Consider the following 26,482-nt stretch of genomic DNA (forward strand, 5'->3'; position numbering starts at 1 on the left):
GGAGCGCTACGCACTCCAGCGGGAGCAAGCTCCCTCGCCACAAGTGTTCGCTATCAGGTGTGCATCAGCGCTGAACCACACGCATCTGATTCGGTTCTTTCGGCAGAACCCGCTTGGCAACCACGTAGTGGTTTTCCCAGTACGGTTTTTTCAAGGTGTCGATGCTCACCGACTTGCCGCGACGTGGCGCGTGGATGAAACGGTCGTTGCCCAGGTAAATGGCGACGTGATTGACCCGGCGGCTCTTGATGTTGAAGAAAATCAGGTCGCCCGGCTTCAGGTCGTTGCGATCGACTTTCTCCCCATGACCGCTGGCCATGGCATTGGAGGTGCGTGGCAGGTCGAACGTGGCGTCGTTGAACGCGTATTTCACCAGGCCGCTGCAATCGAAGCCTTTGCTTGGGCTGCTGCCGCCCCAACGATAGGGAGTGCCAAGGACGTTCACGGCGCGGCTCAGCACGTCGCTGCTTTCCTTGGTGCCCATCGGTGGAACCAGGCCGCTTTTGCTGCTGGCCAGGCTTGGAGCATATTTGGCGGATTTCTTGTCTTTGCTCGAAGGAGCAGAGACATGGGATTTTGGGGTGTAACCATTAACGTTAGGAAGACGTTGCTCACGATTGGTGGCGTGGGCGGCCAGTGGCATCAAAAGGCAAATGGTTAGCCATGTCTTGAAAAATGAACGCATTAGGCAAGGCTCTTAATAAGTTAGCGCGCAACTTTATAACAGCTTTTTTGCCGCTTCCGAGGCCGTTGGTCGATTCAACCTGGGGGACAATGGTGGCAAAAAAGCGGCAAAATGGCGCAATTGTCGGACAGAAGTCCGGTGTTACAAGGCTTTGACGGGAGTGAAGGTAGCATTTGCCATACGTCGGGTGCCTGTAAAAAAGTCACAAAGAATTAAAGAATATTTATCTATCGCGTGAATCGAGGTCATTCATGAACCCCTATCAACAGACTTTTCCGCAGCAAGACACCCACAGCAAAGTGATCGGTTATTTGCTGTGGATTTTCGGATTTACCGGCGCTCACCGCTTCTATTACGGCAAGCCGGTGACCGGGACGATCTGGTTCTTCACCTTTGGTTTGCTGGGCATCGGCTGGCTGATCGACCTGTTCCTGATCCCGGCGATGGATCGCGAGGCTGACCTGCGGTTTACCGCGGGGCCTATTGAATACAACGTGGCGTGGATTCTGCTGACGTTTCTCGGGGTGTTCGGTGTGCACCGGATGTATCAGGGGAAATGGATCAGCGGGCTGCTGTACCTGCTCACCGGCGGGTTGTTCTTTCTCGGGGTGCTGTATGACTTCTGGACGTTGAATGACCAGGTTTCCGTGCGTAACGCGCAGCGTCGATAAGCAAAGAGCAAAAGATCGCAGCCTGCGGCAGCTCCTACACAGGAATATGCATTTCCCTGTAGGGGCTGCCGCAGGCTGCGATCTTTTTTTCAAGCCTGGTGGCTGATCCGCCCGTCCACCAGGGTGTAACGCACCACACCCGGCAGGCTGTGGCCAATGAACGGGCAGTTCTCGCCCTTCGACAACCAGGTTTCGCCCGCGACGGTCGAGGCCGCCGGGTCGAACAGCACGATGTCCGCAGCGCCACCCACTGCCAGTTTGCCTGCCGGCAGGCGCAAGGCCTCGGCAGGGCCGGCGCTCAGGCGTTTCAGCAACGTCGGCAGGTCCAGCAAGCCGTCTTCGACCAGGGTCATCGCCAATGGCAGCAGCAGTTCAACGCTGCTGATGCCCGGCTCGGTCGCGCCGAACGGTGCCAGCTTGGCGTCACGCTCATGGGGTTGGTGATGACTGGAGATGGCCGAGATCACGCCGGATTTCACCGCTGCGCGCAGGCCATCGCGGTCGGCGCGGGTGCGTAGCGGCGGCTGGACGTGATACAGGCTGCTGAAGTCGATCAGGGCTTCGTCCGTCAGGATCAGCTGGTACAGGGCGACATCCGCGGTCACCTTCAGGCCCCGGGCCTGGGCCTGGGCGATCAGTTCCACGCCGCGGGCACTGGTGAGCTGGCTGAAGTGCGCACGCACGCCGGTCTGTTCAACCAGCAGCAGGTCCCGGGCCAGGGCGACGGTTTCGGCGCTTTCCGGGATGCCCGGCAAGCCAAGGAAACTGGCGGTCGGACCTTCGTGAGCCAGGCCACCTTCGGCCAGGTCGTGATCCTGGGAGTTGAAAATCACCGTGAGGTCGAACGTTGCCGCGTAGTCCAGCGCCCGGCACAGGGTGCGGGTGTTGCGGAAACTCTCCAGGCCGTTGCCGAAGGCCACGCAACCGGCGTCGCGCAAGGCAACCAGCTCGGCCAGTTGCTCACCGTCCAGGCCTTTGCTCAGGGCGCCAATCGGGAAGACTTTGGTGTTACCGGCCTCACGGGCGCGGTCGAGGATCAGTTCGGCCACCGCCGAGGTGTCCAGCACCGGTTTGGTCTTCGGCGGGCAGCACAGGCTGGTCACGCCGCCAGCCGCCGCCGCGCGGGTTTCGCTGACAATCGAGCCTTTGCGGCTGTAACCCGGCTCGCGCAGGGCAACGTTGAGGTCGACCAGGCCGGGAGCGGCCACCAGGCCTTTGGCGTCGATTGTGTCGACGGCGACAAAACCGGCGGGCGCCGCGCCAAGGGCGACGACTTTGCAGGCTTCAATGTGGATATCGGTCACTTGATCCAGGCCGCTGACCGGATCGATCACGCGGGCGCCGAGAATGCTGAGCTTCACTGTGCGTTCTCCTGTTCGAATTGGCCCTGCTCGAATTGACGCTGCGCAGTCTGCCCGCTCATGGCCATGGACAGCACGGCCATACGAATGGCGATCCCGTAGGTCACCTGGTTGAGGATCACCGAGTGTGGGCCGTCGGCCACTGCCGACTCGATTTCCACGCCGCGGTTGATCGGCCCCGGGTGCATCACGATGGCATCGGGTTTGGCGCCGGCCAGGCGCGCGGTGGTCAGGCCGAACAGGCGGTAGAACTCGCCTTCGCTCGGCAGCAGGCCGCCGGTCATGCGTTCACGCTGCAGACGCAACATGATCACCACGTCGACGTCCTTCAGGCCTTCGGTCATGTCGGTGTAGACCTTCACGCCGTATTGCTCGATGCCGATCGGCAGCAGGGTCTTCGGTGCGATCACGCGAATGTCCGGGCAGCCGAGGGTTTTCAGGGCCAGCATGTTCGAGCGCGCGACCCGCGAGTGCAGGATGTCGCCGACGATGGCCACCGAAAGGTTTTCGAAACCGCCCTTGTGCCGGCGAATGGTCAGCATGTCGAGCATGCCCTGGGTCGGGTGCGCGTGCCGGCCGTCACCACCGTTGATGATCGCCACTTGCGGGCAGACATGTTCGGCGATGAAGTGCGCGGCGCCGGAGTCGCCGTGGCGCACGACGAACATGTCGGCGGCCATGGCTTCCAGATTGCGCAGGGTGTCGAGCAGGGTCTCGCCTTTGCTCGCCGACGACGTGGACACGTTGAGGGTGATCACGTCCGCCGAGAGCCGCTGGGCCGCCAGTTCGAAGGTGGTGCGCGTGCGGGTCGAGTTCTCGAAGAACACGTTGCACACGGTCTTGCCGCGCAGCAACGGGACTTTCTTCACGGCCCGGGCGCCGACTTCGAGGAAGGAGTCGGCGGTGTCGAGGATTTCCGTCAACAGCTCACGGCGCAAACCGTCGAGCGAGAGGAAGTGGCGCAGCTGGCCCTGATCATTGAGCTGCAGCGGGCGCTTGGTGTCTAGAGGCGTCATCGCAAGGGGGACTCTCAATAGGGCGAATTAAAGGGCGAGGTCTTGCAGTTCGAGCGCGAGTTCCGGGCCGGACAGCTTCACCCGTTCGTGTGCGGCCAGCGACAGGGTCGCGCCCACCACGTTCGGGCGGATCGGCAGTTCGCCGGCGTCCAGGTCCAGCAGGCACACCAGCGTCACACTGGCCGGGCGGCCGTAGTCGAACAGTTCGTTCATGGCGGCTCGGATGGTCCGGCCGCTCATCAGCACGTCGTCGATCAGCACCAGGTGCTGGCCTTCGATCTCGAACGGCAGCGCCGAAGGGCGAACCTGCGGGTGCAGGCCGTTCTGGCTGAAATCGTCGCGGTAGAAGGACACGTCGAGGGTGCCGAGGGGCTCATTGCTGCCCAGTTCCTTGAGCAGGGCCTGGGCCACCCAGACGCCGCCGGTACGAATGCCGATGAAACGCGGGTCGCTGATGCCACGGTGTTCCAGGTGGGCCTTCAGGCGCGTGGCCATCTGGCTGATCAGTTCGGCGGGATTGGGCAGGCTCATGGTTGCTCCTTCTTGGGCCCGAGCCGGGTTTCACGCGAGGTGGCTCGGGTTGTAGCTAAGAGAGACGCATCGCGGCTCTTCAGGATTCGAACAGTGCGCCATTTTCGTCGAGCCAGCCTTGCAGCAGCAGGGCGGCGGCGATGGCGTCGACCGGGTTGTCGCGGTAACTGCCTTTCTGGCCGCCACGAGCCAGGCGTTCGCCCTTGGCCTCGAAGGTGGTCAGGCGTTCATCGTGGGTATAGAAGGGCAGGTTGAAGCGGCCGTTCAGGCGCCGGGCGAACTTTTCCGCGCGGGCGCACATGTCGCTGGGCGTGCCGTCCATGTTCAGCGGCAGGCCGACCACCACGGCATCGGGTTTCCACTCTTTGATGAGGGCTTCGACCTGGTTCCAGTCAGGAATGCCGTTCTGCGCTTTCAGGGTGCACAGCTCACGGGCCTGGCCGGTAATCACCTGGCCGACCGCAACGCCGATCTGTTTGGTGCCGTAGTCAAAACCCAGAATCAGCTTCAGGGCCATCAGGCGTGCCCCGCCTGGCTGGTCAGCAGGCTGAGGTTGACACCCAGGTGTCTGGCGGCCGCTTCCAGGCGAAGTTCGCTGCTGGTGTTGAACAGGATGTCGGCGTCAAACGGGCAGTTCAGCCAGGCGTTCTGCGCCAGTTCGGCCTCCAGTTGCCCGGCTTCCCAGCCGGCATAACCGAGGGCGATCAGGCTTTTTGCCGGGCCGACGCCGTCAGCGATGGCGAACAGGACGTCCTGGGACGTCGACAGGGACAACTCATCTTCCAGATCAACGGTCGCCTGGAAACTCTGCCCCTTGGGGTGAAGGACGAAGCCGCGATCGGTTTGCACCGGGCCGCCGATGAAGATCGGCACATGCTGGCAGAGCGCTGGTGGTTCGATTTCCGGGCGTAATTGCTCAAGGATATCGGCCAGGTTCAGCTCTTGCGGACGGTTGACCACCAGCCCCATGGCACCATTGGCCGTGTGCTCGACGATGTAGGTCAAGGTGTGCGCAAAGTTCGGGTCGGCCATGTGCGGCATGGCGATCAGGAATTGATGCTTGAGGTAGCTGGGGCTGACGTTTTTCATGTGCGCTAGTGTGGCGTTCGAGGGGCGAACTGACAAGCTTGAGAGCGCCAAAAGATCGCAGCCTTCGGCAGCTCCTACAGGGTGAATGTGTACATCTGTAGGAGCTGCCGAAGGCTGCGATCTTTTAATTACTGGAAAGTCGATCGCCGCGGGCAAACTTCCAGGTCCGGATAATCTCCAGCCGGTCAACATCCGACAGATCCCCGGAAAAGGGTGCGAACGGCGCCGCCAGCCGGACGATCCGTTGCGCCGCCTGGTCCAGCAGCGGCTGGCCTGAAGATTCCAGCACCAGCACCTCATACAGCGAGCCGTCACGGTTGATCGACACCATCAGGCGCAAATTGCCGTAGATCTGTTTGCGTCGTGCTTCGTCGGGGTAATTGAGGTTGCCGATGCGCTCGACTTTCTTGCGCCATTCGTCCTTGTACCAGGCGCCCTTGTCGCGCATGGTCGAGGCGGCGCTCAAGCGGTGGATGCGCGGGCGCTTGGCGTACAGTTGTTGTTCGGCGGCCAGTTCGGCTTCGAGGCTGGCGATGTCGCTGGACAGCCGCTCACTGTCGAACGTCGGCGCCTGGACCTGGGGTTTGACCTCGGTCTTGGGCTCCTCGGTCTTGGCGGGGGCTTTTTTCGGCTTCGGCGCCACGGTGGTCACGGCAGCCTTCGGCGGGGCTTCCTGCACTTCAGGCTTGGCGGCCGGCGGTGGCGTGACTTTCTGTACCTTGTTGTCCTGGAAGGGCGCGACCTCGGTGGTCTTGGGTATCGCCTTTTTATCCAGGGTGCCGCTGCCTTGCTGGTTCTCTTGCGCCAGGAAATCGGCCTTTTCAGGCTTCTTTTCGCTTTTGAAGGTGGCGAGGGTGATTTCCAGGGTTTTGCTGATCTGCTTGGGCTCGACCACGGCAAACCCGACACCCAGCAGCAAGGCCAGGTGGATCAGCGCCGCCAGGAACAGAGTAAAACCGAGGCGATCGGCCGGGCGCACGCCACGGTGGGCGAGTTCGGCAGGCAGATCGGACGGGAGGGTCATGACAAGGAAACCAACATCGCGTTTTCACAGGCCGCGCATGATAACGCAATGTTGGTTTGGCTAATCAACGTGCCTTGAGCTTCTGATCGATGGCATCCATCAGCAGGCCGCCGATATCGGTGCCAAAGGCATTGTCGATTTCGCGGATGCAGGTCGGGCTGGTGACGTTGATCTCGGTCAGGTGCTCGCCGATCACGTCCAGGCCAACGAACAGCAGGCCTTTTTCACGCAGGGTCGGGCCGACTTGTGCGGCGATCCAGCGATCCTTGTCGGTCAGGGGACGGGCTTCGCCACGGCCGCCGGCGGCGAGGTTGCCACGGGTTTCACCCTGGGCCGGAATCCGTGCCAGGCAATAATCCACAGGCTCGCCGTCGATCATCAGGATGCGCTTGTCGCCGTCCTTGATGGCCGGCAGGTAGGCCTGGCCCATGATCTGCTGGGCGCCGAGGGCCGTGAGGGTTTCGAGGATCACCGACAGGTTCGGGTCGCCCGCGCGGTGGCGGAAGATCGACGTGCCGCCCATGCCGTCCAGCGGCTTGAGGATCACATCGCCGTGTTTGGCGGCGAATTCACGCAACACGTCGGCGCGGCGGCTGACCACGGTCGGCGGCGTGCATTGCGGGAACAGCGTGGCGAACAGCTTTTCGTTGCAGTCGCGCAGGCTCTGCGGCTTGTTCACCACCAGCACACCGGCGCGCTCGGCCTGTTCCAGCAAGTAGGTGGAGTAGACGAACTCCATGTCGAACGGCGGATCCTTGCGCATCAGGATCACGTCCAGATCGCTCAGCAGTGCGTCGCTTTCGGCTCCCAGTTCGAACCATTTTTCCGGGTTGGCGAACACCTGCAGCGGACGCATCCGCGCCCGGGCCTCACCTTCGCCCTGATACAGATCGCGCTGTTCCATGTAGAACAGCTCCCAGCCACGCTTCTGCGCGGCCAGCAGCATGGCCAGCGAGCTATCCTTTTTATAGGAAATGCTGGCGATAGGGTCCATGACAATCCCGACGCGAACGCTCATTGGGTTTTCCTCGAAATTTGGGGGCCGGACGTTGATCTTCTGTAGGAGCGAGCCTGCTCGCGATGGCGTGTCAGTCGACATCAATGCAGCTGATACACCATCGCGAGCAGGCTCGCTCCCACAAAAAGCGATCAGGCCAAAGGGCCGTATAAAAGTGGCGTCAGAGTGGCGCTGAGTGTGTTTGCGGTCAAGGAAAAACCATCGCCCCGGTCGGCCGATAGATTGGTTCTGGAGACTGTGCTAAAAAGGCTGCCATGCCGTGCTGGCCCTTGAGTATCAAGGGTTTCGAGCCGCCAATTACCCGCAAACGGACAATTTGATTCGTAAAGGCGACGCAGAGCATCTTATGGAACAGCACCCCAGCGCCTTGAAGGTCATGGTGATCGACGATTCGAAGACGATCCGTCGCACCGCCGAAACGCTGCTCAAGAATGTGGGTTGTGAGGTCATCACGGCCATCGACGGCTTCGATGCCCTGGCCAAGATTGCCGATAACCACCCCGGCATCATCTTTGTCGACATCATGATGCCGCGCCTGGATGGCTATCAGACCTGCGCCCTGATCAAGAACAACAGTGCGTTCAAGTCCACCCCGGTGATTATGCTGTCATCCAAGGATGGCCTGTTCGACAAGGCCAAGGGGCGCATCGTCGGCTCCGACCAGTTTTTGACCAAGCCTTTCAGCAAGGAAGAATTGCTCGATGCGATCCAGGCCCATGTACCTGGTTTCGCCACCGTTTTGCCGCAGTAGGACACGCACAGTGACGCTCGGCCATCGGGCTCTGCGTCGACAAGAATGGGGAAGACCATGGCACGTATTCTGATCGTCGATGATTCGCCGACCGAAATGTACAAACTGACCGGCATGCTGGAAAAGCACGGTCATGAAGTGTTGAAAGCCGAGAACGGCGCCGACGGCGTGGCCCTGGCCCGCCAGGAAAAGCCCGACGCCGTCCTGATGGACGTCGTCATGCCCGGCCTCAATGGCTTCCAGGCAACACGCCAGTTGACCAAGGACCCGGAAACCGGACACATCCCGGTGATCATCATCACCACCAAAGACCAGGACACCGACAAGGTCTGGGGTACGCGCCAGGGCGCCAAGGACTACCTGACCAAACCGGTCGATGAAGAGACCCTGATCAAGACCCTGAACAACGTGCTGGCCGGTTGATCGACAGGCCATGAACGAGTCGCTGACGGCTTTCGAACTGCTGCTGCAAATCGACCAGCGGTGTCGTTTGCTGGCGGCGGACTTGCCGTCCCAGCCGACCCGTCGGGACAGCTGGAGCGGCATCGGTTTTCGCCTGGGCGAGCACTGGTATGTCGCGCCCATGAGTGAAGTCAGCGAAGTCTTGCATGAGCCGCGACTCACTCAGCTGCCGGGGGTCAAACCCTGGGTCAAGGGTGTCGCTAACCTGCGCGGGCGATTGCTGCCGGTCATGGATCTGGGCGGTTTCTTCGGGCACGAACTTTCGGCGGGACGCCGGCAGCGCCGGGTGTTGGTGGTGGACCACGATGAGGTGTTTGCCGGGTTGCTGGTCGATGAAGTCGTCGGCCTCCAGCACTTTGCCCGGGGCAGCCTGGAGCCGGTGCCGGCAGACGCGTTGAAGGGGCCTGTGGCGGCATTCGTCAAAGGCCGGTTTCAGCGCGAGCAGTGCTGGCAGGTGTTCAGCCCGTTTGCGTTGACGCAGTCCCAGGGATTCATGAACGTCGCGGTGTAAATGGAACAACAGCGATCCAATGTGGGAGCGGGCTTGCTCGCGAAGGCGGCAGTCCATTCAACATTGATTTTGGCTGATCTACCGCTTTCGCGAGCAAGCCCGCTCCCACAGGGTCCCGGGCAGGACAGGAAGTGGGTTAACAGGCGAGGACCGATGACAAAAACAAAAGCAGGCAAGCCAATGGAAGGGTCGCGCAGCCGGTCGCAGATCATCGTGCTGTTCATCGCGCTGATCGTCTTCATCATGCTGCTGTTCGCCAACTTCGCGTACCTCAACACCCAGGCTACCTACGACAAACAGTACATCGGCCACGCCGGCGAACTGCGCGTGTTGTCCCAGCGTATCGCCAAGAACGCCACCGAAGCGGCCGCCGGCAAGGCTGCCGCATTCAAGTTGCTCAGCGATGCGCGCAACGATTTTGCCCGGCGCTGGGGTTATCTGAAGAAGGGCGACCCCGCCACTAGCCTGCCCCCGGCCCCTGCCACCGTGCGTCCTGAGATGCGCGCGGTGCAACAGGACTGGGAACGCCTGTTGAAAAACACCGACGCGATTCTCTCCAGCGAGCAAACCGTACTGTCCCTGCATCAGGTCGCCGCGACCCTGGCCGAAACCGTGCCGCAATTGCAGGTCGAGTACGAAAAGGTCGTCGAGATCCTCCTGCAACGGGGCGCCCCGGCAGCCCAGGTGGCCATGGCCCAGCGCCAATCGCTGCTGGCCGAGCGGATCCTCGGTGCGGTCAATACGGTATTGGCCGGCGACGAAAACTCACAGCAGGCCGCCGATGCGTTCGGGCGTGACGCGACGCAGTTCGGCAAGGTGCTCAACGGCATGCTCCAGGGCGACCCGGCGCTCAAGGTCAGCCAGGTCGAAGACCACGACGCCCGTGCACGACTGGCGGAAATCGCCGAGCTGTTCGAGTTCGTCTCGGGCTCGGTGGACGAGATCCTCGAAACCTCGCCTGAGCTGTTCAAGGTCCGTGAATCGGCCTCGAACATTTTCAGTCTGTCGCAAACCCTGCTCGACGAAGCCTCACACCTGGCCAGCGGTTTTGAAAACATGGTCGGCGGGCGCACCACCGACACCATAGGCGGTTATGTGCTGGGCTTGCTGGCGCTGGCTTCGATCATCCTGATCGGCCTGGTGATGGTGCGCGAAACCAATCGCCAGCTGCGCGAAACCGCCGAGAAAAACGAGCGTAACCAGAACGCGATCATGCGTTTGCTCGACGAGATCGAAGATCTGGCCGACGGCGACCTCACGGTGACGGCCTCGGTGACGGAAGACTTTACCGGCACCATCGCCGACTCGATCAATTACTCCGTCGACCAGTTGCGCGATCTGGTCGCGACCATCAACCTCACCGCCGGCCAGGTCGCCGCCGCCGTGCAGGAAACCCAGGCCACCGCCATGCACCTGGCCCAGGCTTCGGAACATCAGGCCCAGCAGATTTCCGAGGCTTCGATGGCGATCAACGACATGGCCGAGTCCATCGACCAGGTGTCGGCCAATGCCGCTGAATCCTCGGCGGTTGCCGAGCGCTCGGTGGAAATCGCCAACAAGGGCAACGAGGTGGTACACAACACCATCCACGGCATGGACAACATTCGCGAGCAGATTCAGGACACCGCCAAACGGATCAAGCGCCTTGGCGAGTCGTCCCAGGAAATCGGCGACATTGTCAGCCTGATCGATGACATTGCCGACCAGACCAACATCCTCGCCCTCAACGCGGCCATCCAGGCGTCCATGGCCGGCGACGCCGGTCGCGGTTTCGCCGTGGTGGCCGATGAAGTGCAGCGGCTGGCCGAGCGCTCGTCCGCCGCCACCCGGCAGATCGAGACCCTGGTGCGGGCGATCCAGACCGACACCAACGAAGCGGTCATCTCCATGGAGCAGACGACGACTGAAGTGGTGCGCGGCGCCCGTCTGGCGCAGGATGCCGGTGTGGCCCTGGAAGAAATCGAGGGTGTGTCGAAGACGCTTGCGGCGCTGATCCAGAGCATCTCCAATGCCGCGCAGCAGCAGACGTCGTCGGCCGGCCAGATTTCCCTGACGATGAACGTGATCCAGCAGATCACCTCGCAGACGTCGTCGGGTTCCACCGCCACGGCCGACAGCATCGGCAACCTGGCTAAAATGGCCAGTCAGTTGCGTCGTTCGGTGTCCGGTTTCACCTTGCCGGAAGCCAAGGCGCAGGTTGTGGACAAAGCTTGAACCGCCCATGGGTATCTGAATTGTGATTGGAGTGGTTATGGGTGATCGGCACGACTATGTGGCCCTCGAGTGGGTCAAGGGCGAGATTGCCGAAACGCTGAAACAGGCTCATCACGCGATTGAAAACCTGCTCGATGACCCGCAGGCGACGCACGCGCTGGATGAATGCCTTGCGTGCATCCATCAGGTCCACGGCAGTTTGCAGATGGTCGAATTCTACGGTGCGGCATTGCTCGCCGAAGAAATGGAACATCTGGCCATGGCCTTGCAGGGCAACCGTGTCAGCCATCGCGACGAGGCGTTGCACCTGTTGATGCAGGCCCTTGGACAGTTGCCGATCTACCTGGACCGGGTGCAAGGCGCGCGCCGCGACTTGCCACTGGTGGTGTTGCCACTGATCAACGACCTGCGCAGCGCCCGTGGCGAAAGCCTGCTGTCGGAAACCAGCCTGTTCAGCCCGCAATTGCCCGAGATGCCTGCACTGGATGCAGAAACGCTGGCGCAGCTTGAGCCGGCCGAATTGCCCAATGTGCTGCGCAAGCTGCGGCAGATGCTGCAAATGGCGTTGGTCGGGTTCCTGCGTGAGCAGGACAACGAAACCAACCTCGATTACCTGGCCAAGGTCTTCGCCCGCCTCGAAGCACTGTGCGCCAATGCGCCCCTGAGCTTGCTATGGCAGGTGGCCTCGGCGCTGGTCGAAGGCATGCAGGGCGGTGCGATTGCCAACAGCCCGGCCTTGCGCAGCCTGTTCAAGGATGCCGACAAGGAACTCAAGCGCCTGCTCGAAGAAGGCATGCGCGGCATCAACCAACCGGCGCCACCGGAGTTGCTCAAGAGTTTGTTGTTCTACATTGCCAAGGCCGAACATCCCACCGGGCAGATGCTGACCATGAAAGAACGCTACTCACTGGACGACGCGCTGCCCGACAGCGCGATGGTCGATGAAGAACGCGCGCGGCTGGCCGGTCCCGACCGTGATGCCATGCGCTCGGTGCTGGCAGCGCTGTGCGAAGAGCTGGTGCGGGTCAAGGAGCGCCTGGATCTGTTCGTGCGCAGTGACCGCCAGCACACCTCGGACCTCGACAGCCTGCTGGCACCGCTGCGGCAAATCGCCGACACCCTGGCGGTCCTGGGCTTCGGCCAGCCGCGCAAGGTGATCATCGATCAATTGGCAGTGGTGCTCAGCCTCGCCCAGGGCCAGCGCGAACCCAATGATGCGATCCTCATGGACGTTGCCGGGGCCCTGTTGTACGTCGAGGCGACGCTGGCCGGCATGGTCGGAACCGTGGAGCCGGAGAGCCAGGATGACAATCGCCTGCCGACCACCGACCTGACCCAGATTCATCAGATCGTGATCAAGGAGGCCCGCATCTGTTTGCAGCAGGCCAAGGACATGATCGTCGACTACATCGACGCCGATTGGGACCGCCAGCACTTACAGGCACTGCCGGCCTTGCTGACCCAGGTACGCGGCGCGCTGGCGATGATTCCGTTGAGCCGGGCGGCGAGCCTGGTCGACACCTGCAATCACTTCATTCGCGAGCACCTGTTGCTCGAGCCGGGTCAGCCGGGCTGGCAGGAACTGGACAGTCTGGCCGACGTGATCACCAGCATCGAGTACTACCTCGAGCGCCTCGGCGATGACCCGCAGGCGCAGGGTGAAAACCTGCTCGATGTCGCGGAAAAAAGCCTGGCGAGCCTCGGGTTTTTCCCCAGTGAGCAGCATGTGCCCGTGCTGGATGATGTGCTCAACCCGAGCGAAGCGCAGGTCATGCAGATGATGCAGGAGCTGGATGACCCGCAGATCGTCCAGACCCTGGCCGATGTGCTCGCCAGCCCGGTTTCGAGCCTGAACCCGCCCGCCCTGGACACCCCGGGCAGCCTGCTGCCGCCACCCCCGGGCGAAGAGCCGGTGGACGAGGAACTGCGCGAGGTGTTCCTTGAAGAGACCGACGAAGTCCTGGAAATCCTGCGCGAGTATTTACCGCGCTGGTCGGTCAACCCTGACAACCGCTCGGCCCTGAGCGAACTGCGCCGCGCCTTTCATACCCTCAAGGGCAGTGGCCGCATGGTGCGCGCCCTGGTGCTGGGAGAGCTGGCCTGGGCCGTGGAAAACCTGCTCAACCGCGTACTGGAAAACAGCGTGGAGCCGGGCGCTACGGTGCAGCAACTGATCGGCGATGTGCTGCATCTGCTGCCGGAGCTGGTGGCTGAATACGCCGCCAATGCCCAGCGCCAGCGCAACGATGTCGACCAGTTGGCCGCCCGCGCCCATGCCCTGGCCAAGGGCGACGAACCGGTGTCCGATGAGGATACGCAGGATGTCGCGGCCCTCGATCCGCTGTTGCTGGAGATCTTCCGCAAAGAGGCGCAAACCCACTTGGGCAGCCTCAATCGCTTCCTTGATCAGGCTGCCGAGCACGTGCCGTTGCAGGCCAGCGACGAATTGCAGCGGGCCTTGCACACCCTCAAGGGCAGTGCCTCCATGGCCGGTGTCTTGCCGATTGCCGAGCTGGCTGCGCCGCTGGATCAACTGGCCCGGGAATACAAGGCGCACCTGATCGCGCTGGACCTGGACGAAGTGGAATTGCTGCTGGAAGCCGAAGGACTGTTCCGCCTCGGTTTGCGCCAGCTCAAGACCGATCCGCTGGCGGAAATTCCTGGCGCCCGGGATTTGACCGAGCGTGCCAAAGCGCTGCTGGCCGAGCGTCTGGAAAACCTCCTGAACACTCCGAACACCGGGCTGCGGATCAAGCGCGATCCGCAACTGATCAATAACTTCCTCGCCCAGGGCATGGACATCCTGCTGGACGCCGAGAGCCTGCTGCAACGTTGGCAGCAACACCCCGGCGAACGCCAGGAGCTCAGTGCGCTGCTGGATGAATTGACCACCCTCGGCGAAGGCGCCCACCTGGCCGACCTGCACCCGGTGGATGAGCTGTGTGAGGCGTTGCTCGACCTCTACGGTGCCGTGGAAGAAAGCAGCCTGGCGGTCAGCGAGCGGTTTTTCCATGAGGCTCAGGGTGCCCACGAAGCGCTGATCAACATGCTCGACGAACTGGCCGCCGGTCAGGAAGTCAGCCCGCAGCCGCAACGGATCAGGGCCTTGCGCGAGCTGCTCGACGAGAGCCTCGACCCGTCGGCCATGGGCCTGATCCGCAGTGATGGCAGCCGCACCCTGAGCATCCGCGAATTGGGAGCTGCCACCGCCGATCTAGAGCACACGCTACCCCCTGTAGGAGCGAGCCCGCTCGCGATGGACGTTAGCGAAGACGCGTTATCATTGGATAAACGCGGCGCCGGTGAGACCGTCGCGAGCGAGCTCGCTCCTACAGGAGAGGGGCGCGAACTGGACGATGAAATCGTCGCGATCTTCCTCGAAGAAGCGGTGGATATCCTCGAAAGCGCCGGTCAGGCCTTGCAGCGCTGGTTGCGCGACTCGGACAACGCCGCGCCGCTGTCGTCCCTGCAACGGGATTTGCACACCCTCAAAGGCGGTGCGCGCATGGCCGAGGTCGGGCCGGTCGGTGATCTGGCCCATGAACTGGAAAGCCTTTACGAAGGCCTGGTGGATCGTCGCTACGCCTACAGCGACTCATTGGCGGTGCTGTTGCAGCAGAGCCATGACCGCTTGGCGCAGTACCTTGACCAGTTACAGCACAACCAGCCCTTGGGCGATTGCGCTGAGCTGATCGAGACCATTCGCGCCTACCGGCAGGGCCACTCGGGCGTCGCCGAGGTCAGCGAACTGGCGGCCACCAATGACTCGGCCGCCCATGATCCGGAGTTGCTGGAGATCTTCCTCGAGGAAGGTTTCGACATCATCGAAAGCTCCGGTGCGGCGCTGGAGCGCTGGCAGGCCCAGCCTTCGAGCCGTCAGGAAGTGGAAACCCTGCTGCGCGACCTGCACACCCTCAAGGGCGGTGCACGCATGGTGGAAATCGCCGCGATTGGCGACCTCGCCCATGAACTGGAATTCCTCTACGAAGGTCTGTCCACCGGCGTGCTGCAACCGACGGCGCCGTTGTTCGCGCTGTTGCAACGCAGCCATGACCGCCTGGCGCAGATGCTCGACGCAGCCCGCGCCGGTGAGCCGATGCCGCCCGCCGACCGCTTGATCGATGCGATCAAGAACTTCAGCCACCCGGCCGTGCCCGAAGCGCCCGCGCCGGTTGCGTCGCCGGCCACGCCCAAGGCCGAGCCACTGGCGCCGCCGTCCGATGCCGGCGCCGACATGGTCAAGGTCTCGGCGGAGCTGCTCGACGATCTGGTCAACCTGGCCGGTGAAACATCGATCTTCCGTGGCCGGATCGAACAGCAGGTCAACGATGCGCACATCGCCCTGAGCGAGATGGAAACCACCATCGAGCGCATGCGCGACCAGTTGCGCCGCCTCGATACCGAAACCCAGGGGCGGATCCTCAGTCGCCAGCAAGTCGACGCCGAACGCTTGGGCTATGAAGAGTTCGACCCGCTGGAAATGGACCGCCACTCGCAATTGCAGCAACTGTCCCGCGCGCTGTTCGAATCGGCCTCTGACTTGCTCGACCTCAAGGAGACCCTCGAGCGGCGCAATCAGGATGCGGAAAACCTGCTGCAACAGCAGGGCCGCATCAACACCGAGTTGCAGGAAGGGCTGATGCGCACGCGCATGGTGCCGTTCGAACGCATGCTCCCGCGGTTACAGCGCATCGTCCGCCAGGTGGCCAGCGAACTGGGCAAGGACGTGGATTTCATCGTCGATAACGCCGAAGGCGAGATGGATCGCAACGTGCTTGAACGCATGGCCGCGCCGCTGGAACACATGCTGCGCAACGCCGTCGACCACGGCCTGGAGTCCGTCGAAGCGCGGCTGGCGGCGGGGAAACCTGCCAAGGGCAAGATCACCCTCGATCTGCTGCGTGAAGGCGGCGACATCATTTTCGACATTCGCGACGACGGCGCCGGTGTGCCGCTGGACGCGGTGCGGCGCAAGGCGATCAAGCGCGGCATGCTCGCCCCGGACAGCGTCATCAGTGATCACGACGTGTTGCAGTTCATCCTGCAACCGGGGTTTTCCACCGCCGAGAAAATCACCCAGATCTCCGGTCGCGGCGTCGGCATGGACGTGGTGCACGAAGAGGTGCGGCAGCTGGGCGGCACCATGAGCATCGACTCGGTGCCGGGGCAGGGCGTGCATTTCCGCATTCGCCTGCCGTTTACCGTATCGGTCAACCGGGCGTTGATGGTGCAGTGCGGTGAGGACCAATACGCGATTCCGCTCAATACCATCGACGGCATCGTGCGCGTCTTGCCCAATGAGCTTGAAGGCTATTTCCGTTTCGATTCGTCCACCTACGAATACGCCGGGCAACGTTACGAGCTGTGCTATCTGGGTGAGCTGCTGAAAACCATCCCGCGCCCGAAACTGTTGGGCCAGAGCCTGCCATTACCGGTGTTGCTGGTGCAGTGCAACGAACGGCACATCGCGGTGCTGGTGGACGCCATGGCCGGCACTCGCGAGATCGTGGTCAAGAGCCTGGGGCCGCAGTTCGCGGCGGTGCAAGGGGTGTCCGGGGCGACGATTCTCGGCGATGGCCGGGTGGTGCTGATTCTGGATCTACTGGCGCCGATTCGCGCCATGCAGGCCCGCGTACCCCAACATCCCGCGGGGCAGGAGATCGAGGTCGAACCGCATCGGCCGTTGCTGGTGATGGTGGTCGACGACTCGGTCACCGTGCGCAAGGTCACCAGCCGCTTGCTCGAACGCCACGGCATGAACGTGCTGACCGCCAAGGACGGAGTCGATGCCATGTTGCTGCTGGAAGAGCACATGCCCGACCTGATGCTGCTGGACATCGAGATGCCGCGCATGGACGGCTTCGAGGTCGCGACCCAGGTGCGCAACGACGAACGCCTGCAGCACCTGCCGATCATCATGATCACCTCCCGCACCGGTCAGAAACACCGCGACCGCGCCATGGCCATCGGCGTCAACGACTACCTGGGCAAGCCGTACCAGGAATCGGTGCTGCTCGAAAGCATCGCCTTTTGGAGCAAGACCCATGCTTGAACACCGCACCAGCAACCTCACCGGCCTGCTGCTGCCGTTGGCCGACCGCAACCTGATCCTGCCCAACGTCGCCGTGGCCGAGCTGATCGACTACCAGCAACCGGGGACCTTCGATCTCGACACACCGCCGTGGTACCTGGGCCTGGTGACATGGCGCGAACGGCAGATACCGCTGCTGAGTTTCGAGTCGGCTTGCGGGCAGAAAACTGTCATTGGCGAGCGTGCGCGGATCGTCATTCTCAACGCTCTCGGCGGGCGACCGGAGCTGAAGTTCATCGCGCTGCTGGTGCAAGGGATTCCGCGCTCGTGCAAGCTCGACAGCCAGTTGAGTTATGTGGATGTGCCGTTGTGTGCGCTGGAGCAGGCGGCGGTGCAGGTGGGGGAGCAGGTGGCGAAGGTGCCGGATTTGCTGGCGCTGGAGGCGTTATTGGTGGATGCCGGGTTAATCAACTGATCCAGATTCAGTGGTGATCTGACCGGCCTCTTCGCGGGCAAGCCCGCTCCCACAGTGTTCGTGTTTTGCCCAAATTCAACGGCAACCACTAACCCTGTGGGAGCGGGCTTGCCCGCGAAGGCGTCAGTCCAGACAACCATTACTCCAAGCGTAACGATCCGCCACTCTGCTTGATTGATGCCCCCACCCAACACTCCTAATGTGACCTCCACGACAGCGAACCCGTGGAGTGGTCATGACAACAACAATATCCCCCGACTCGCGATGGACGCGGCGGCGCAGCGAAAAGCAGCGGCGTCTCGAGCTGGTGCGAAGTCTTGCCGACGGTGTGGTGCTGCCCACCGATAACATCGTCGCTGCGCTGGAGGCGTTGATCCTGCCGGGCGACCGCGTGGTGCTCGAAGGCAACAACCAGAAGCAGGCGGATTTCCTTTCACGTTCCCTGGCCAAGGCCGACCCCGAGAAGTTGCATGACCTGCACATGATCATGCCCAGCGTCGGGCGCGCCGAGCATCTGGACCTGTTCGAACGCGGCATCGCGCGCAAGCTCGACTTCTCTTTCGCCGGCACCCAAAGCCTGCGCATCAGCCAGTTGCTCGAAGACGGCCTGCTGGAAATCGGCGCGATTCACACCTACATCGAACTCTACGCACGGCTGGTGGTGGACCTGATTCCCAACGTCGTGCTCTCGGCCGGCTTCATGGCCGACCGCGCCGGCAACATCTACACCGGGCCGAGCACCGAAGACACCCCGGCACTGATAGAGCCGGCGGCCTTCAGCGACGGCATCGTCATCGTCCAGGTCAACCAGTTGGTGGACGATGTCAGCGACCTGCCGCGCGTCGACATTCCCGCCTCCTGGGTCGACTTCGTGGTGGTCGCCGACAAGCCGTTCTACATCGAACCGCTGTTCACCCGCGACCCGCGGCACATCAAGCCGGTGCACGTGCTGATGGCGATGATGGCGATCCGCGGCATCTACGAAAAACACAACGTGCAGTCCCTCAACCACGGCATCGGTTTCAACACCGCGGCCATCGAGCTGATCCTGCCGACCTACGGCGAATCCCTCGGGCTCAAAGGCAAGATCTGCCGCAACTGGACACTCAACCCGCACCCGACCCTGATTCCGGCGATTGAAAGCGGCTGGGTCGAAAGCGTGCATTGCTTCGGCACCGAACTGGGGATGGAGAACTACATTGCGGCGCGGCCGGATGTGTTCTTTACCGGGCGCGACGGTTCCCTGCGTTCCAACCGAATGTTCAGCCAACTGGCCGGGCAATACGCCGTGGACCTGTTCATCGGTGCGACCTTGCAGGTGGATGGCGACGGCCACTCCTCCACCGTGACCCGTGGGCGCCTGGCCGGTTTCGGCGGCGCGCCGAACATGGGCCACGACCCGCGCGGTCGTCGCCACGGCACGCCCGCCTGGCTCGACATGCGCAACACCGACGTGGCCGAGCCGATGCTCGAGCGCGGCAAGAAACTCGTGGTGCAGATGGTCGAGACCTTCCAGGAGGGCGGCAAACCGACCTTCGTCGAAACCCTTGATGCCGTTGAGGTGGCGAAGAAAAGCGGCATGCCGCTGGCGCCGATCATGGTCTACGGCGACGACGTCACCCACCTGTTGACCGAAGAAGGCATCGCCTACCTGTACAAGGCGCGTTCGCTGGAAGAACGCCAGGCGATGATCGCCGCCGTCGCCGGGGTGACCGCCATCGGCCTGCGCCACAATCCCAAAGACACCGCGCGCATGCGCCGCGAAGGCCTGATCGCCTTGCCCGAAGACCTCGGCATCCGCCGCACCGACGCCACCCGCGAACTGCTCGCGGCGAAAAGCGTGGCCGATCTGGTGGAGTGGTCCGGTGGCCTCTACAACCCGCCCGCCAAGTTCAGGAGCTGGTAATGCACGCATTCAACCTGCAACCCAAAACCCTGAGCCTGGCCGAGCGGCTGGCGGACCTGGCGGTGGACGCGCTGATCGACGAGGCTGATCTGTCGCCGAAACCGGCACTGGTCGACCGCCGCGGCAATGGCGCCCACAGCGATTTGAACCTGGGGCTGATGCACGCGTCGGCGCTGTCCCTGTGGCCGGCCTTCAAGGCGATGGCCGATGCCGCGACAGCATTCGGTGAGATCGGCTTGCCCCTGCGCGAAGCCGTCGGCCGCATTGGTCGTGAAGGCGAGCAAGCGATGCTCGACACCACGGGCGGCGTGAATACTCATCGCGGGGCGATCTGGGCCTTGGGCCTGTTGGTCACTGCCGCTGCGCTGGAGCCTGAGTCCACGGCTGCAAGCAGCGTATCGATTCGTGCGGCGCGTCTGGCGCTGCTCGACGACCGTTACGCGCCACGCCCACTCAGCCACGGCGCTCAAGTCGCCCAACGCTACGGTGCACGGGGCGCCCGCGAAGAAGCGCAACTGGGCTTCCCGGCGGTGTTACAACGCGCGTTGCCGCAACTCAAATGCAGCCGCGCCGCCGGCCATGGCGAACAGAACGCCCGGCTCGATGCGCTGCTGGCGATCATGACGAATCTGGCCGACACCTGCGTGCTGTACCGCGCTGGAGAACAAGGCCTGCACACCATGCAACTCGGCGCCCAGGCCGTGCTCGATGCCGGAGGTAGCGCCAGCCTCGCCGGACGTCGCCGTCTGCATGAGCTGGACCAACAACTCATCGCGTTGAATGCCTCGCCCGGTGGTGCTGCGGACCTGCTCGCAGCCTGCCTGTTCATCGACCGTATCGAGTCGGGCGACAGCCTCAAACAGGGAGCTTTCTGATGGAAACCTTATCTTTTGAATTTCCCGCCGGGCAGCCGCCACGCGGTCGTACCCTGGTGGGTTGCGTCGGCTCGGGCGATCTGGAAGTGCTGATCGAACCGGGTCAGGCCGGCAAGCTGACGATCAACGTGCAGACCTCGGTCAATGGCAGCGAACAACGCTGGCAGCATCTGTTCGCACGGATGTTCGACGGCCAGACGCCGCCGGCGATGGACATCGACATCCACGATTTCGGCGCGACCCCCGGCGTGGTGCGCCTGCGTCTGGAACAGGGTTTCGAGGAGATCGGCCATGACTGACAGCGCATCCCTGCTGAACAAGCACAGCTTCGTCGAACTCGGTGCGCGGCAACGGGCCAAGGCCCTGCTCGACGCCGGCACCTTCCGCGAACTGCTCGACCCCTTTCAACGGATCATGTCGCCGTGGCTGTCGCGCCAGGGCGTGGTGCCGCAAGCCGACGACGGCGTGGTGATCGCCAAGGGCAACCTCGATGGTTTGCCTGTGGTGATCGCCGCCATCGAAGGCGCGTTCCAGGGCGGTAGCCTGGGCGAAGTCGGCGGGGCAAAAATCGCCGGTGCGCTGGAACTGGCCGCCGAAGACAACCGCAACGGCATCCCGACCCGCGCCGTGCTGCTGCTGGAAACCGGCGGCGTGCGCTTGCAGGAAGCCAACCTCGGCCTGGCGGCGATTGCGGACATCCACGCGGCGATTGTCGATTTGCAGCAGTACCAACCCGTGGTCGGAGTCGTGGCGGGCAGCGTCGGTTGCTTTGGCGGCATGTCGATTGCTGCCGGGTTGTGCAGCTACCTGTTGGTGACCCAGGAAGCGCGACTCGGCCTGAACGGCCCGCAGGTGATCGAGCAGGAAGCCGGACTCGAGGAATACGACTCCCGCGACCGGCCCTTCATCTGGAGCCTGACCGGAGGCGAGCAGCGCTTCGCCAGTGGTCTGGTGGATCGCTATGTGGCCGACGACGTGGCGCAGATTCGCCAGCAGGCGGGTGAGTTGCTCCAGCAGGGTTTGCCGGCGCAATCACGCAGTCGTCAGGCTGAACTGTTCCTGCAACGCCTGGCGCGTCTGGACGCCGAACCGCAAATCGAGCCGTCCGTGGTTCGCGATCTGTACCAAGGAGAACGCCCATGAGCTCGTATTCCCTGCGTGGTTTGAACTGGTTCAACGCCTTGAGCGCCGGGGCGAAAGCGGTCGAGGGTTTACCGGCTTCGCTGAAGGTCGCGGACAGTGCGCTGGGCGATCAGCCTGTGCGTTTCATCGCGGTGGTGGCGGACCCGGAAAACCGCTTCGTCCGTGCACGCAATGGCGAAGTGGGTTTGCTCGAAGGCTGGGGTCTGGCCAAGGCCGTGGATGAAGTCATCGCCGCCGATCAGAACAAGGCCCGCAAACGCGCCCTGATCGCCATCGTCGACGTGCCGAGCCAGGCTTACGGCCGACGTGAAGAAGCCCTCGGCATTCATCAGGCGCTGGCCGCAGCGGCGGGCAGTTACGCCCGTGCCCGCCTGGCCGGTCATGCGGTGATCGGTTTGCTGGTGGGCAAGGCAATGTCCGGGGCGTTCCTGGCCCACGGCTATCAGGCCAATCGCTTGATCGCCCTGCGCGACCCGGGGGTGATGGTGCATGCCATGGGCAAGGCGTCGGCGGCGCGGGTGACCTTGCGCAGCGTCGAAGAACTCGAAGCCCTGGCGGCCAGCGTGCCGCCGATGGCCTATGACATCGACAGCTATGCCAGCCTCGGGCTGCTGTGGGAAACCTTGTCGGTGGAACAGATCGAGCAGCCGACTGCGGCGGATCTGGCGCGGGTGACCGAGTGCCTGGGTCAGGCGATGGGTGATATCGCCGAGAAGGGTGCAGATCTCAGCGGTCGTCTCGGTGCGGCCAATCGTGCGGCGTCGAGCAAGGTTCGCCAATTGCTGAGAGCACAGTGGTGAGTGCGCTTCTGGCTCACGACCTGCTGTGGGGCATGACCCCGCGGCAGTTGCCTGCGGATGCCCCGACCTGGGTGATCGACTCGATCAGTGCCGGCCAACCGGTGGTGGTCCGTCGCGCCTTGAGCGCGGCGGGGCAGGTGGCGGTGGGCGTGCGCGGGCCGTTGCGCGAGCAGCGGTTTGCGACGCAGATGGAAGTCGCCGCCATCACGCAGCGGGTGCGGCCGGAAGAGCTCTGCCATGTTCAAGGCCTGCGTGATTTCCCGGCGCTGCGTGCCTTGGCGCAACTGCGCTCGCACCTCGATGAAAGTGGCTGGGTCTGGGGTGTCAGTGGCAGTGCCGGGTTTGAGTTGGCCAGCGGTTTTGCCGCATTGCACGAGGGCAGCGATCTCGATCTGATCCTGCGTACACCGCGTCCGTTGAGTCGTGCCGATGCGCAGGCGCTGGTGGCCGTTCTCGACACGGCCGTGTGCCGCGTGGACATGCAGTTGCAGACACCCTTGGGCGCCGTTGCCTTGCGCGAATGGGCCGGCACTGCGTCACGTGTCCTGCTGAAAAATGCCACTCAGGCCAGTCTGGTCACTGACCCGTGGCATCCACAGGAGCAGGCAGCGTGAGCAGCTTGCTGGTGTTCCCCGGCCAGGGTGCGCAGCAACCCGGCATGCTGACGCGCTTGCCTCGGGAAACGTTGAACGAGGCGAGCGATTGGCTCGGTGAAGACGTGACGCAGCTGGATTCTGCCGAAGCATTGCGGTCGACGAGGGCGGTTCAGCTTTGCCTGCTGATCGCTGGCGTCGCCGCTTCACGCCAGTTGGCCATGGCCCCGGACTACGTGGCCGGCTTGTCGATCGGCGCTTATCCGGCGGCAGTGGTGGCGGGTGCCTTGGGTTTCAGCGATGCGCTGCATTTGGTCAGCCTGCGCGGTGAGCTGATGCAGCAGGCTTATCCACAGGGCTACGGCATGACCGCGATCATCGGTCTGGAGCTGGCCTTGGTGGAAGATTTGTTGGCGCAGGTTCACAGCGCCGATGCGTCGGTCTATCTGGCCAATATCAACGCCGATAACCAGGTGGTGATTGCCGGTAGCGATGCGGCGATGAAAGCGGTGGCGGAGTTGGCGAAAGGTTGCGGAGCTGGCCTGGCCAAGCGTCTGGCAGTGAGCGTGCCGTCCCACTGCCCATTGCTTGAAGCACCCGCGCAACGGTTGGCCGAAGCCTTCGCCAAAGTGCCGCTGCAAACCCCAAAGGTGGGCTACCTGAGCGGCAGCCGTGCGCGTCCGCTGATCAAGCCTGAAGCCTTGCGTGACGACCTGGCCTTCAACATGTGCCGCATCGTCGATTGGCGCGGCACGGTACAAAGCGCCTACGAGCGTGGCGTACGTCTACAGATCGAACTGCCGCCCGGTGCGGTGCTGACCGGGCTGGCGCGCCGGGTGTTCGAGCAGGGCACCGTGATTGCCTTCGACGGTGCGCGGCTCGATACCCTGCAGGCGCTGATGCGTGAGGAGGGAAGCCGCCACTCCTAAAACTCAGGCTTCGAACAACAAAAACAACATTCGAAATGCACTTTGAGGACTACAACAATGATTATTTACGGTGTGGCGCTGTTGGCGATCTGTACGCTGGCAGGGGTGATCATGGGTGACATGCTCGGGGTGTTGCTGGGCGTGAAATCAAACGTCGGCGGTGTCGGGATCGCGATGATCCTGCTGATTTGCGCACGGTTGTGGATGCACAGGCGTGGCGGCATGACCCGGGAGTGCGAGATGGGGGTCGGCTTCTGGGGCGCGATGTACATTCCGGTGGTGGTGGCGATGGCGGCGCAACAGAATGTGGTCACGGCGTTGCACGGTGGTCCGGTGGCGGTGCTGGCGGCGATCGGTTCGGTGGTGGTTTGCGGTTGCACCATTGCCCTGATCAGCCGGACCCACAAAGGTGAACCCTTGCCCGATGAACCGGCGGATGTAACGCAGGTTGGCGCACCGGCAGGAGGTCGCTGATATGTGGGATTTGATCAAGAACGGTCTGGAACACAACGGTCTGGTCACCGCATTCGCCTTCGTCGGCGTGATCATGTGGGTGTCAGTGGTGATCTCCAAGCGCCTGACCTTCGGACGCATCCACGGCTCGGCGATTGCCATCGTCATCGGCCTGGTGCTGGCCTGGGTTGGCGGAACGATGACCGGCGGGCAAAAGGGCCTGGCGGATTTGACGCTGTTTTCCGGCATCGGGTTGATGGGCGGCGCCATGCTGCGGGACTTTGCCATCGTCGCCACGGCATTCGAGGTGCAGGCCACCGAAGCGAAAAAGGCCGGTTTGATTGGCGTGATCGCGCTGCTGTTGGGAACAGTGCTGCCGTTCATTGTCGGCGCGTGCATGGCCTGGGTATTCGGTTACCGCGACGCGGTGAGCATGACCACCATTGGCGCCGGTGCGGTGACTTACATCGTCGGCCCAGTGACCGGGGCCGCGATTGGCGCCAGTTCCGATGTGGTGGCGCTGTCGATTGCCACCGGCCTGATCAAGGCGATCCTGGTGATGGTGGGCACGCCGATGGCGGCGCGCTGGATGGGCCTGGACAACCCGCGTTCGGCGATGGTGTTTGGCGGGCTGGCCGGGACGGTCAGTGGCGTGACTGCCGGCTTGGCGGCGACGGACCGGCGCCTGGTGCCTTATGGCGCGTTGACCGCGACCTTTCACACCGGGCTTGGCTGCTTGCTCGGGCCTTCGCTGTTGTTCTTCATTGTTCGCGGGATTGTGGGCTAGGTTCAGGGGCTGAGTTGTCGGGTCTGACGCTTTCGCGAGCAAGCCCGCTCCCACATTTGGAATGCGGTCGAATGTGGGAGCGGGCTTGCTCGCGAAGGGTGCGACTCGGTTTCAGGCTTGGCGATTGGCATACATCCGACACTCCGCCAGCAACGCCAGCAGGTTCGGATCACGCTCCTTGGCCTTCAGGAACACCACGCCAATGTGTTGCTGCAAACGGTACTTTTCCTGCAACGGGATCAGCTTCACCCGGTTCTCGTACACCGCCGCAATCCGCCCCGGCAGCAACGCATAACCCACGCCCGAACTGACCATGCTCAGCAGGGTGAAGATGTCGTTGACCTGCATCGCCACCTTCGGCTCGAACCCTGCCTGCTCGAATACCCGTTTGCCGTCCTGATGGGTGGCGAAGCCCTGGGTCAGGGTGATGAAGGTTTCGTCGCGGACTTCGGCCAGGTCGACTTCAGTCCGCTGGGCAAACTTCGAGTCGGCAGGTGTGGCGAGGAATATGTCGTCGGAAAACAGCGGGATCTGCTCGCAATCCGGATCGTTGACACTCTCGTCCAGCGACACCAGGGCCGCATCGACTTCCATGTTCTTGAGCTTGTAGAGCAGGTCGATATTGGAGCCCAGAATCAGGTCGATGTTGAGTTCGCTGCGGCGGATTTTCAAGCCCATGATCAGTTGCGGTACGGTCTTCACCGTCAGCGAATACAGCGAGCCCAACTTGAAGCGCTCGGCCGAGAACCCGGCGGCCTCGCGGGTCAGGCGCACGCTTTCGACGACATCCTGAATCAGCTTCTGCGCCCGCTCTTCCAGCACGTAAGCGCTTTCCAGCGGTGTGAGGTTGCGGCCTTCGTGCTTGAACAACGGGCAGCGCAGGGCACTTTCCAGGGAATGGATCGCCCGATGCACGCTGACGTTGCTGGTCTGCAATTCGGCGGCGGCGCGTGCCAGGTTGCCGGTGCGCATGAAGGCCAGGAACACCTCGAGTTTTTTCAGGGTCAACTCTTCATCGATCAGCATGGGGCGGACTCTTTTTGGTATCGGTCAATTGTGCCCGTTAAACACTGAGCGTTGTAGGAGCTGCCGAAGGCTGCGATCTTTTGACGTTGAAGATCAAAAGATCGCAGCCTTCGGCAGCTCCTACAGGAATC

At 62.9% G+C, this 26,482-nt stretch carries 25 protein-coding genes; 16 read left to right on the plus strand and 9 right to left on the minus strand.

Annotation, left to right across the window (positions count from 1 at the left end; genetic code table 11):
* Nucleotides 1-64: 64 nt before the first annotated feature.
* Nucleotides 65-685 carry a C40 family peptidase gene (locus tag KW846_RS02200; protein WP_007975406.1) on the minus strand — a complete coding sequence of 207 codons (621 nt, stop codon included), beginning with the start codon at nucleotides 683-685 and terminating at the stop codon, nucleotides 65-67.
* Between the two features lie 251 nt (nucleotides 686-936).
* Between KW846_RS02200 and KW846_RS02205 the strand changes: the two genes are divergently transcribed.
* The gene (locus KW846_RS02205) at nucleotides 937-1,356 is read left to right on the plus strand and encodes an NINE protein (protein WP_116579628.1); all 420 of its coding nucleotides are present in this window, start codon (nucleotides 937-939) and stop codon (nucleotides 1,354-1,356) included.
* An 89-nt stretch (nucleotides 1,357-1,445) separates the two neighbouring features.
* Here the strand turns inward: KW846_RS02205 and KW846_RS02210 are convergent, their stop codons facing one another.
* The 7 genes from KW846_RS02210 to gshB all read right to left on the minus strand — a co-directional run bounded on the left by KW846_RS02210 (nucleotide 1,446) and on the right by gshB (nucleotide 7,395).
* Entirely contained in the window at nucleotides 1,446-2,717 is a 1,272-nt protein-coding gene (locus KW846_RS02210; protein WP_218481169.1) for a dihydroorotase, read from the minus strand.
* Nucleotides 2,714-3,733: an aspartate carbamoyltransferase catalytic subunit gene (locus tag KW846_RS02215; protein WP_104450136.1), complete on the minus strand. Its 1,020-nt coding sequence runs from the start codon at nucleotides 3,731-3,733 to the stop codon at nucleotides 2,714-2,716. Before KW846_RS02215 ends, KW846_RS02210 begins: the two co-directional genes overlap by 4 nt.
* A 27-nt stretch (nucleotides 3,734-3,760) precedes the next feature.
* Nucleotides 3,761-4,264, minus strand: a complete 504-nt coding sequence (pyrR, locus tag KW846_RS02220; protein WP_015097201.1) for a bifunctional pyr operon transcriptional regulator/uracil phosphoribosyltransferase PyrR — start codon at nucleotides 4,262-4,264, stop codon at nucleotides 3,761-3,763.
* A gap of 79 nt (nucleotides 4,265-4,343) precedes the next feature.
* On the minus strand, nucleotides 4,344-4,781 hold the full coding sequence (gene ruvX, locus KW846_RS02225) for a Holliday junction resolvase RuvX (RefSeq protein WP_007975412.1): 438 nt from the start codon (nucleotides 4,779-4,781) through the stop codon (nucleotides 4,344-4,346).
* Nucleotides 4,781-5,353: a YqgE/AlgH family protein gene (locus tag KW846_RS02230; RefSeq protein ID WP_015097200.1), complete on the minus strand. Its 573-nt coding sequence runs from the start codon at nucleotides 5,351-5,353 to the stop codon at nucleotides 4,781-4,783. Before KW846_RS02230 ends, ruvX begins: the two co-directional genes overlap by 1 nt.
* 124 nt (nucleotides 5,354-5,477) lie before the next feature.
* Nucleotides 5,478-6,377 carry an energy transducer TonB gene (locus tag KW846_RS02235; RefSeq protein ID WP_116579627.1) on the minus strand — a complete coding sequence of 300 codons (900 nt, stop codon included), beginning with the start codon at nucleotides 6,375-6,377 and terminating at the stop codon, nucleotides 5,478-5,480.
* 64 nt (nucleotides 6,378-6,441) lie between these two features.
* Nucleotides 6,442-7,395, minus strand: coding sequence for a glutathione synthase (gshB, locus tag KW846_RS02240; RefSeq protein WP_218481170.1), 954 nt, complete (start codon nucleotides 7,393-7,395; stop codon nucleotides 6,442-6,444).
* A gap of 346 nt (nucleotides 7,396-7,741) precedes the next feature.
* Here gshB and pilG point away from each other — a divergent pair, with 346 nt between their 5' ends.
* From pilG to madM, 15 genes are all read left to right on the plus strand, one after another.
* On the plus strand, nucleotides 7,742-8,146 hold the full coding sequence (gene pilG, locus KW846_RS02245) for a twitching motility response regulator PilG (protein ID WP_218481171.1): 405 nt from the start codon (nucleotides 7,742-7,744) through the stop codon (nucleotides 8,144-8,146).
* Nucleotides 8,147-8,203: 57 nt separating this feature from the next.
* On the plus strand, nucleotides 8,204-8,569 hold the full coding sequence (gene pilH, locus KW846_RS02250) for a twitching motility response regulator PilH (protein WP_218481172.1): 366 nt from the start codon (nucleotides 8,204-8,206) through the stop codon (nucleotides 8,567-8,569).
* 10 nt (nucleotides 8,570-8,579) lie between these two features.
* On the plus strand, nucleotides 8,580-9,119 hold the full coding sequence (locus KW846_RS02255; protein ID WP_218481173.1) for a chemotaxis protein CheW: 540 nt from the start codon (nucleotides 8,580-8,582) through the stop codon (nucleotides 9,117-9,119).
* Between the two features lie 153 nt (nucleotides 9,120-9,272).
* The gene (locus tag KW846_RS02260) at nucleotides 9,273-11,333 is read left to right on the plus strand and encodes a methyl-accepting chemotaxis protein (protein ID WP_218481174.1); all 2,061 of its coding nucleotides are present in this window, start codon (nucleotides 9,273-9,275) and stop codon (nucleotides 11,331-11,333) included.
* A 37-nt stretch (nucleotides 11,334-11,370) separates the two neighbouring features.
* Nucleotides 11,371-17,385, plus strand: coding sequence for an Hpt domain-containing protein (locus tag KW846_RS02265; RefSeq protein ID WP_218481175.1), 6,015 nt, complete (start codon nucleotides 11,371-11,373; stop codon nucleotides 17,383-17,385).
* Entirely contained in the window at nucleotides 17,378-17,839 is a 462-nt protein-coding gene (locus KW846_RS02270; protein WP_218481176.1) for a chemotaxis protein CheW, read from the plus strand. Before KW846_RS02265 ends, KW846_RS02270 begins: the two co-directional genes overlap by 8 nt.
* Nucleotides 17,840-18,074: 235 nt before the next feature.
* Nucleotides 18,075-19,745 carry a malonate decarboxylase subunit alpha gene (gene mdcA / locus KW846_RS02275; protein WP_218481177.1) on the plus strand — a complete coding sequence of 557 codons (1,671 nt, stop codon included), beginning with the start codon at nucleotides 18,075-18,077 and terminating at the stop codon, nucleotides 19,743-19,745.
* Entirely contained in the window at nucleotides 19,745-20,620 is an 876-nt protein-coding gene (locus KW846_RS02280) for a triphosphoribosyl-dephospho-CoA synthase (protein ID WP_218481178.1), read from the plus strand. The genes mdcA and KW846_RS02280 overlap by 1 nt, the downstream gene beginning before the upstream one ends.
* A complete protein-coding gene (locus KW846_RS02285) occupies nucleotides 20,620-20,919 on the plus strand; it encodes a malonate decarboxylase subunit delta (protein WP_007975424.1) in 300 nt (99 codons plus the stop codon). Before KW846_RS02280 ends, KW846_RS02285 begins: the two co-directional genes overlap by 1 nt.
* Nucleotides 20,912-21,763, plus strand: a complete 852-nt coding sequence (locus KW846_RS02290; protein WP_218481179.1) for a biotin-independent malonate decarboxylase subunit beta — start codon at nucleotides 20,912-20,914, stop codon at nucleotides 21,761-21,763. The genes KW846_RS02285 and KW846_RS02290 overlap by 8 nt, the downstream gene beginning before the upstream one ends.
* Nucleotides 21,760-22,563, plus strand: a complete 804-nt coding sequence (mdcE, locus tag KW846_RS02295) for a biotin-independent malonate decarboxylase subunit gamma (protein WP_218481180.1) — start codon at nucleotides 21,760-21,762, stop codon at nucleotides 22,561-22,563. The genes KW846_RS02290 and mdcE overlap by 4 nt, the downstream gene beginning before the upstream one ends.
* Nucleotides 22,557-23,177, plus strand: a complete 621-nt coding sequence (locus tag KW846_RS02300; RefSeq protein WP_218481181.1) for a malonate decarboxylase holo-ACP synthase — start codon at nucleotides 22,557-22,559, stop codon at nucleotides 23,175-23,177. Before mdcE ends, KW846_RS02300 begins: the two co-directional genes overlap by 7 nt.
* The gene (gene mdcH / locus KW846_RS02305; RefSeq protein WP_218481182.1) at nucleotides 23,174-24,085 is read left to right on the plus strand and encodes a malonate decarboxylase subunit epsilon; all 912 of its coding nucleotides are present in this window, start codon (nucleotides 23,174-23,176) and stop codon (nucleotides 24,083-24,085) included. The genes KW846_RS02300 and mdcH overlap by 4 nt, the downstream gene beginning before the upstream one ends.
* A gap of 57 nt (nucleotides 24,086-24,142) precedes the next feature.
* Nucleotides 24,143-24,559 (plus strand): malonate transporter subunit MadL, encoded by a 417-nt coding sequence (gene madL / locus KW846_RS02310; protein ID WP_008050285.1) that lies wholly within the window; start codon nucleotides 24,143-24,145, stop codon nucleotides 24,557-24,559.
* A 1-nt stretch (nucleotide 24,560) separates the two neighbouring features.
* Nucleotides 24,561-25,325, plus strand: coding sequence for a malonate transporter subunit MadM (gene madM / locus KW846_RS02315; RefSeq protein WP_102673448.1), 765 nt, complete (start codon nucleotides 24,561-24,563; stop codon nucleotides 25,323-25,325).
* Nucleotides 25,326-25,436: 111 nt separating this feature from the next.
* Here the strand turns inward: madM and KW846_RS02320 are convergent, their stop codons facing one another.
* Nucleotides 25,437-26,351: a LysR substrate-binding domain-containing protein gene (locus KW846_RS02320; protein WP_007975432.1), complete on the minus strand. Its 915-nt coding sequence runs from the start codon at nucleotides 26,349-26,351 to the stop codon at nucleotides 25,437-25,439.
* Nucleotides 26,352-26,482: the final 131 nt, after the last annotated feature.

It is taken from the genome of Pseudomonas sp. PDM32 (assembly GCF_019219225.1).
Lineage (GTDB): Bacteria > Pseudomonadota > Gammaproteobacteria > Pseudomonadales > Pseudomonadaceae > Aquipseudomonas > Aquipseudomonas laurylsulfatiphila.

What these genes read in the sequence shown, in the direction of transcription:
- KW846_RS02200 (WP_007975406.1), bottom strand. Translation starts at nt 685, where the DNA reads ATGCGTTCATTTTTCAAGACATGGCTAACCATTTGCCTTTTGATGCCA.
- KW846_RS02205 (WP_116579628.1), top strand. Translation starts at nt 937, where the DNA reads ATGAACCCCTATCAACAGACTTTTCCGCAGCAAGACACCCACAGCAAA.
- KW846_RS02215 (WP_104450136.1), bottom strand. Translation starts at nt 3,733, where the DNA reads ATGACGCCTCTAGACACCAAGCGCCCGCTGCAGCTCAATGATCAGGGC.
- pyrR (WP_015097201.1), bottom strand. Translation starts at nt 4,264, where the DNA reads ATGAGCCTGCCCAATCCCGCCGAACTGATCAGCCAGATGGCCACGCGC.
- ruvX (WP_007975412.1), bottom strand. Translation starts at nt 4,781, where the DNA reads ATGGCCCTGAAGCTGATTCTGGGTTTTGACTACGGCACCAAACAGATC.
- KW846_RS02230 (WP_015097200.1), bottom strand. Translation starts at nt 5,353, where the DNA reads ATGAAAAACGTCAGCCCCAGCTACCTCAAGCATCAATTCCTGATCGCC.
- KW846_RS02235 (WP_116579627.1), bottom strand. Translation starts at nt 6,377, where the DNA reads ATGACCCTCCCGTCCGATCTGCCTGCCGAACTCGCCCACCGTGGCGTG.
- gshB (WP_218481170.1), bottom strand. Translation starts at nt 7,395, where the DNA reads ATGAGCGTTCGCGTCGGGATTGTCATGGACCCTATCGCCAGCATTTCC.
- pilG (WP_218481171.1), top strand. Translation starts at nt 7,742, where the DNA reads ATGGAACAGCACCCCAGCGCCTTGAAGGTCATGGTGATCGACGATTCG.
- pilH (WP_218481172.1), top strand. Translation starts at nt 8,204, where the DNA reads ATGGCACGTATTCTGATCGTCGATGATTCGCCGACCGAAATGTACAAA.
- KW846_RS02255 (WP_218481173.1), top strand. Translation starts at nt 8,580, where the DNA reads ATGAACGAGTCGCTGACGGCTTTCGAACTGCTGCTGCAAATCGACCAG.
- KW846_RS02260 (WP_218481174.1), top strand. Translation starts at nt 9,273, where the DNA reads ATGACAAAAACAAAAGCAGGCAAGCCAATGGAAGGGTCGCGCAGCCGG.
- KW846_RS02265 (WP_218481175.1), top strand. Translation starts at nt 11,371, where the DNA reads ATGGGTGATCGGCACGACTATGTGGCCCTCGAGTGGGTCAAGGGCGAG.
- KW846_RS02270 (WP_218481176.1), top strand. Translation starts at nt 17,378, where the DNA reads ATGCTTGAACACCGCACCAGCAACCTCACCGGCCTGCTGCTGCCGTTG.
- mdcA (WP_218481177.1), top strand. Translation starts at nt 18,075, where the DNA reads ATGACAACAACAATATCCCCCGACTCGCGATGGACGCGGCGGCGCAGC.
- KW846_RS02280 (WP_218481178.1), top strand. Translation starts at nt 19,745, where the DNA reads ATGCACGCATTCAACCTGCAACCCAAAACCCTGAGCCTGGCCGAGCGG.
- KW846_RS02285 (WP_007975424.1), top strand. Translation starts at nt 20,620, where the DNA reads ATGGAAACCTTATCTTTTGAATTTCCCGCCGGGCAGCCGCCACGCGGT.
- KW846_RS02290 (WP_218481179.1), top strand. Translation starts at nt 20,912, where the DNA reads ATGACTGACAGCGCATCCCTGCTGAACAAGCACAGCTTCGTCGAACTC.
- mdcE (WP_218481180.1), top strand. Translation starts at nt 21,760, where the DNA reads ATGAGCTCGTATTCCCTGCGTGGTTTGAACTGGTTCAACGCCTTGAGC.
- madL (WP_008050285.1), top strand. Translation starts at nt 24,143, where the DNA reads ATGATTATTTACGGTGTGGCGCTGTTGGCGATCTGTACGCTGGCAGGG.
- madM (WP_102673448.1), top strand. Translation starts at nt 24,561, where the DNA reads ATGTGGGATTTGATCAAGAACGGTCTGGAACACAACGGTCTGGTCACC.
- KW846_RS02320 (WP_007975432.1), bottom strand. Translation starts at nt 26,351, where the DNA reads ATGCTGATCGATGAAGAGTTGACCCTGAAAAAACTCGAGGTGTTCCTG.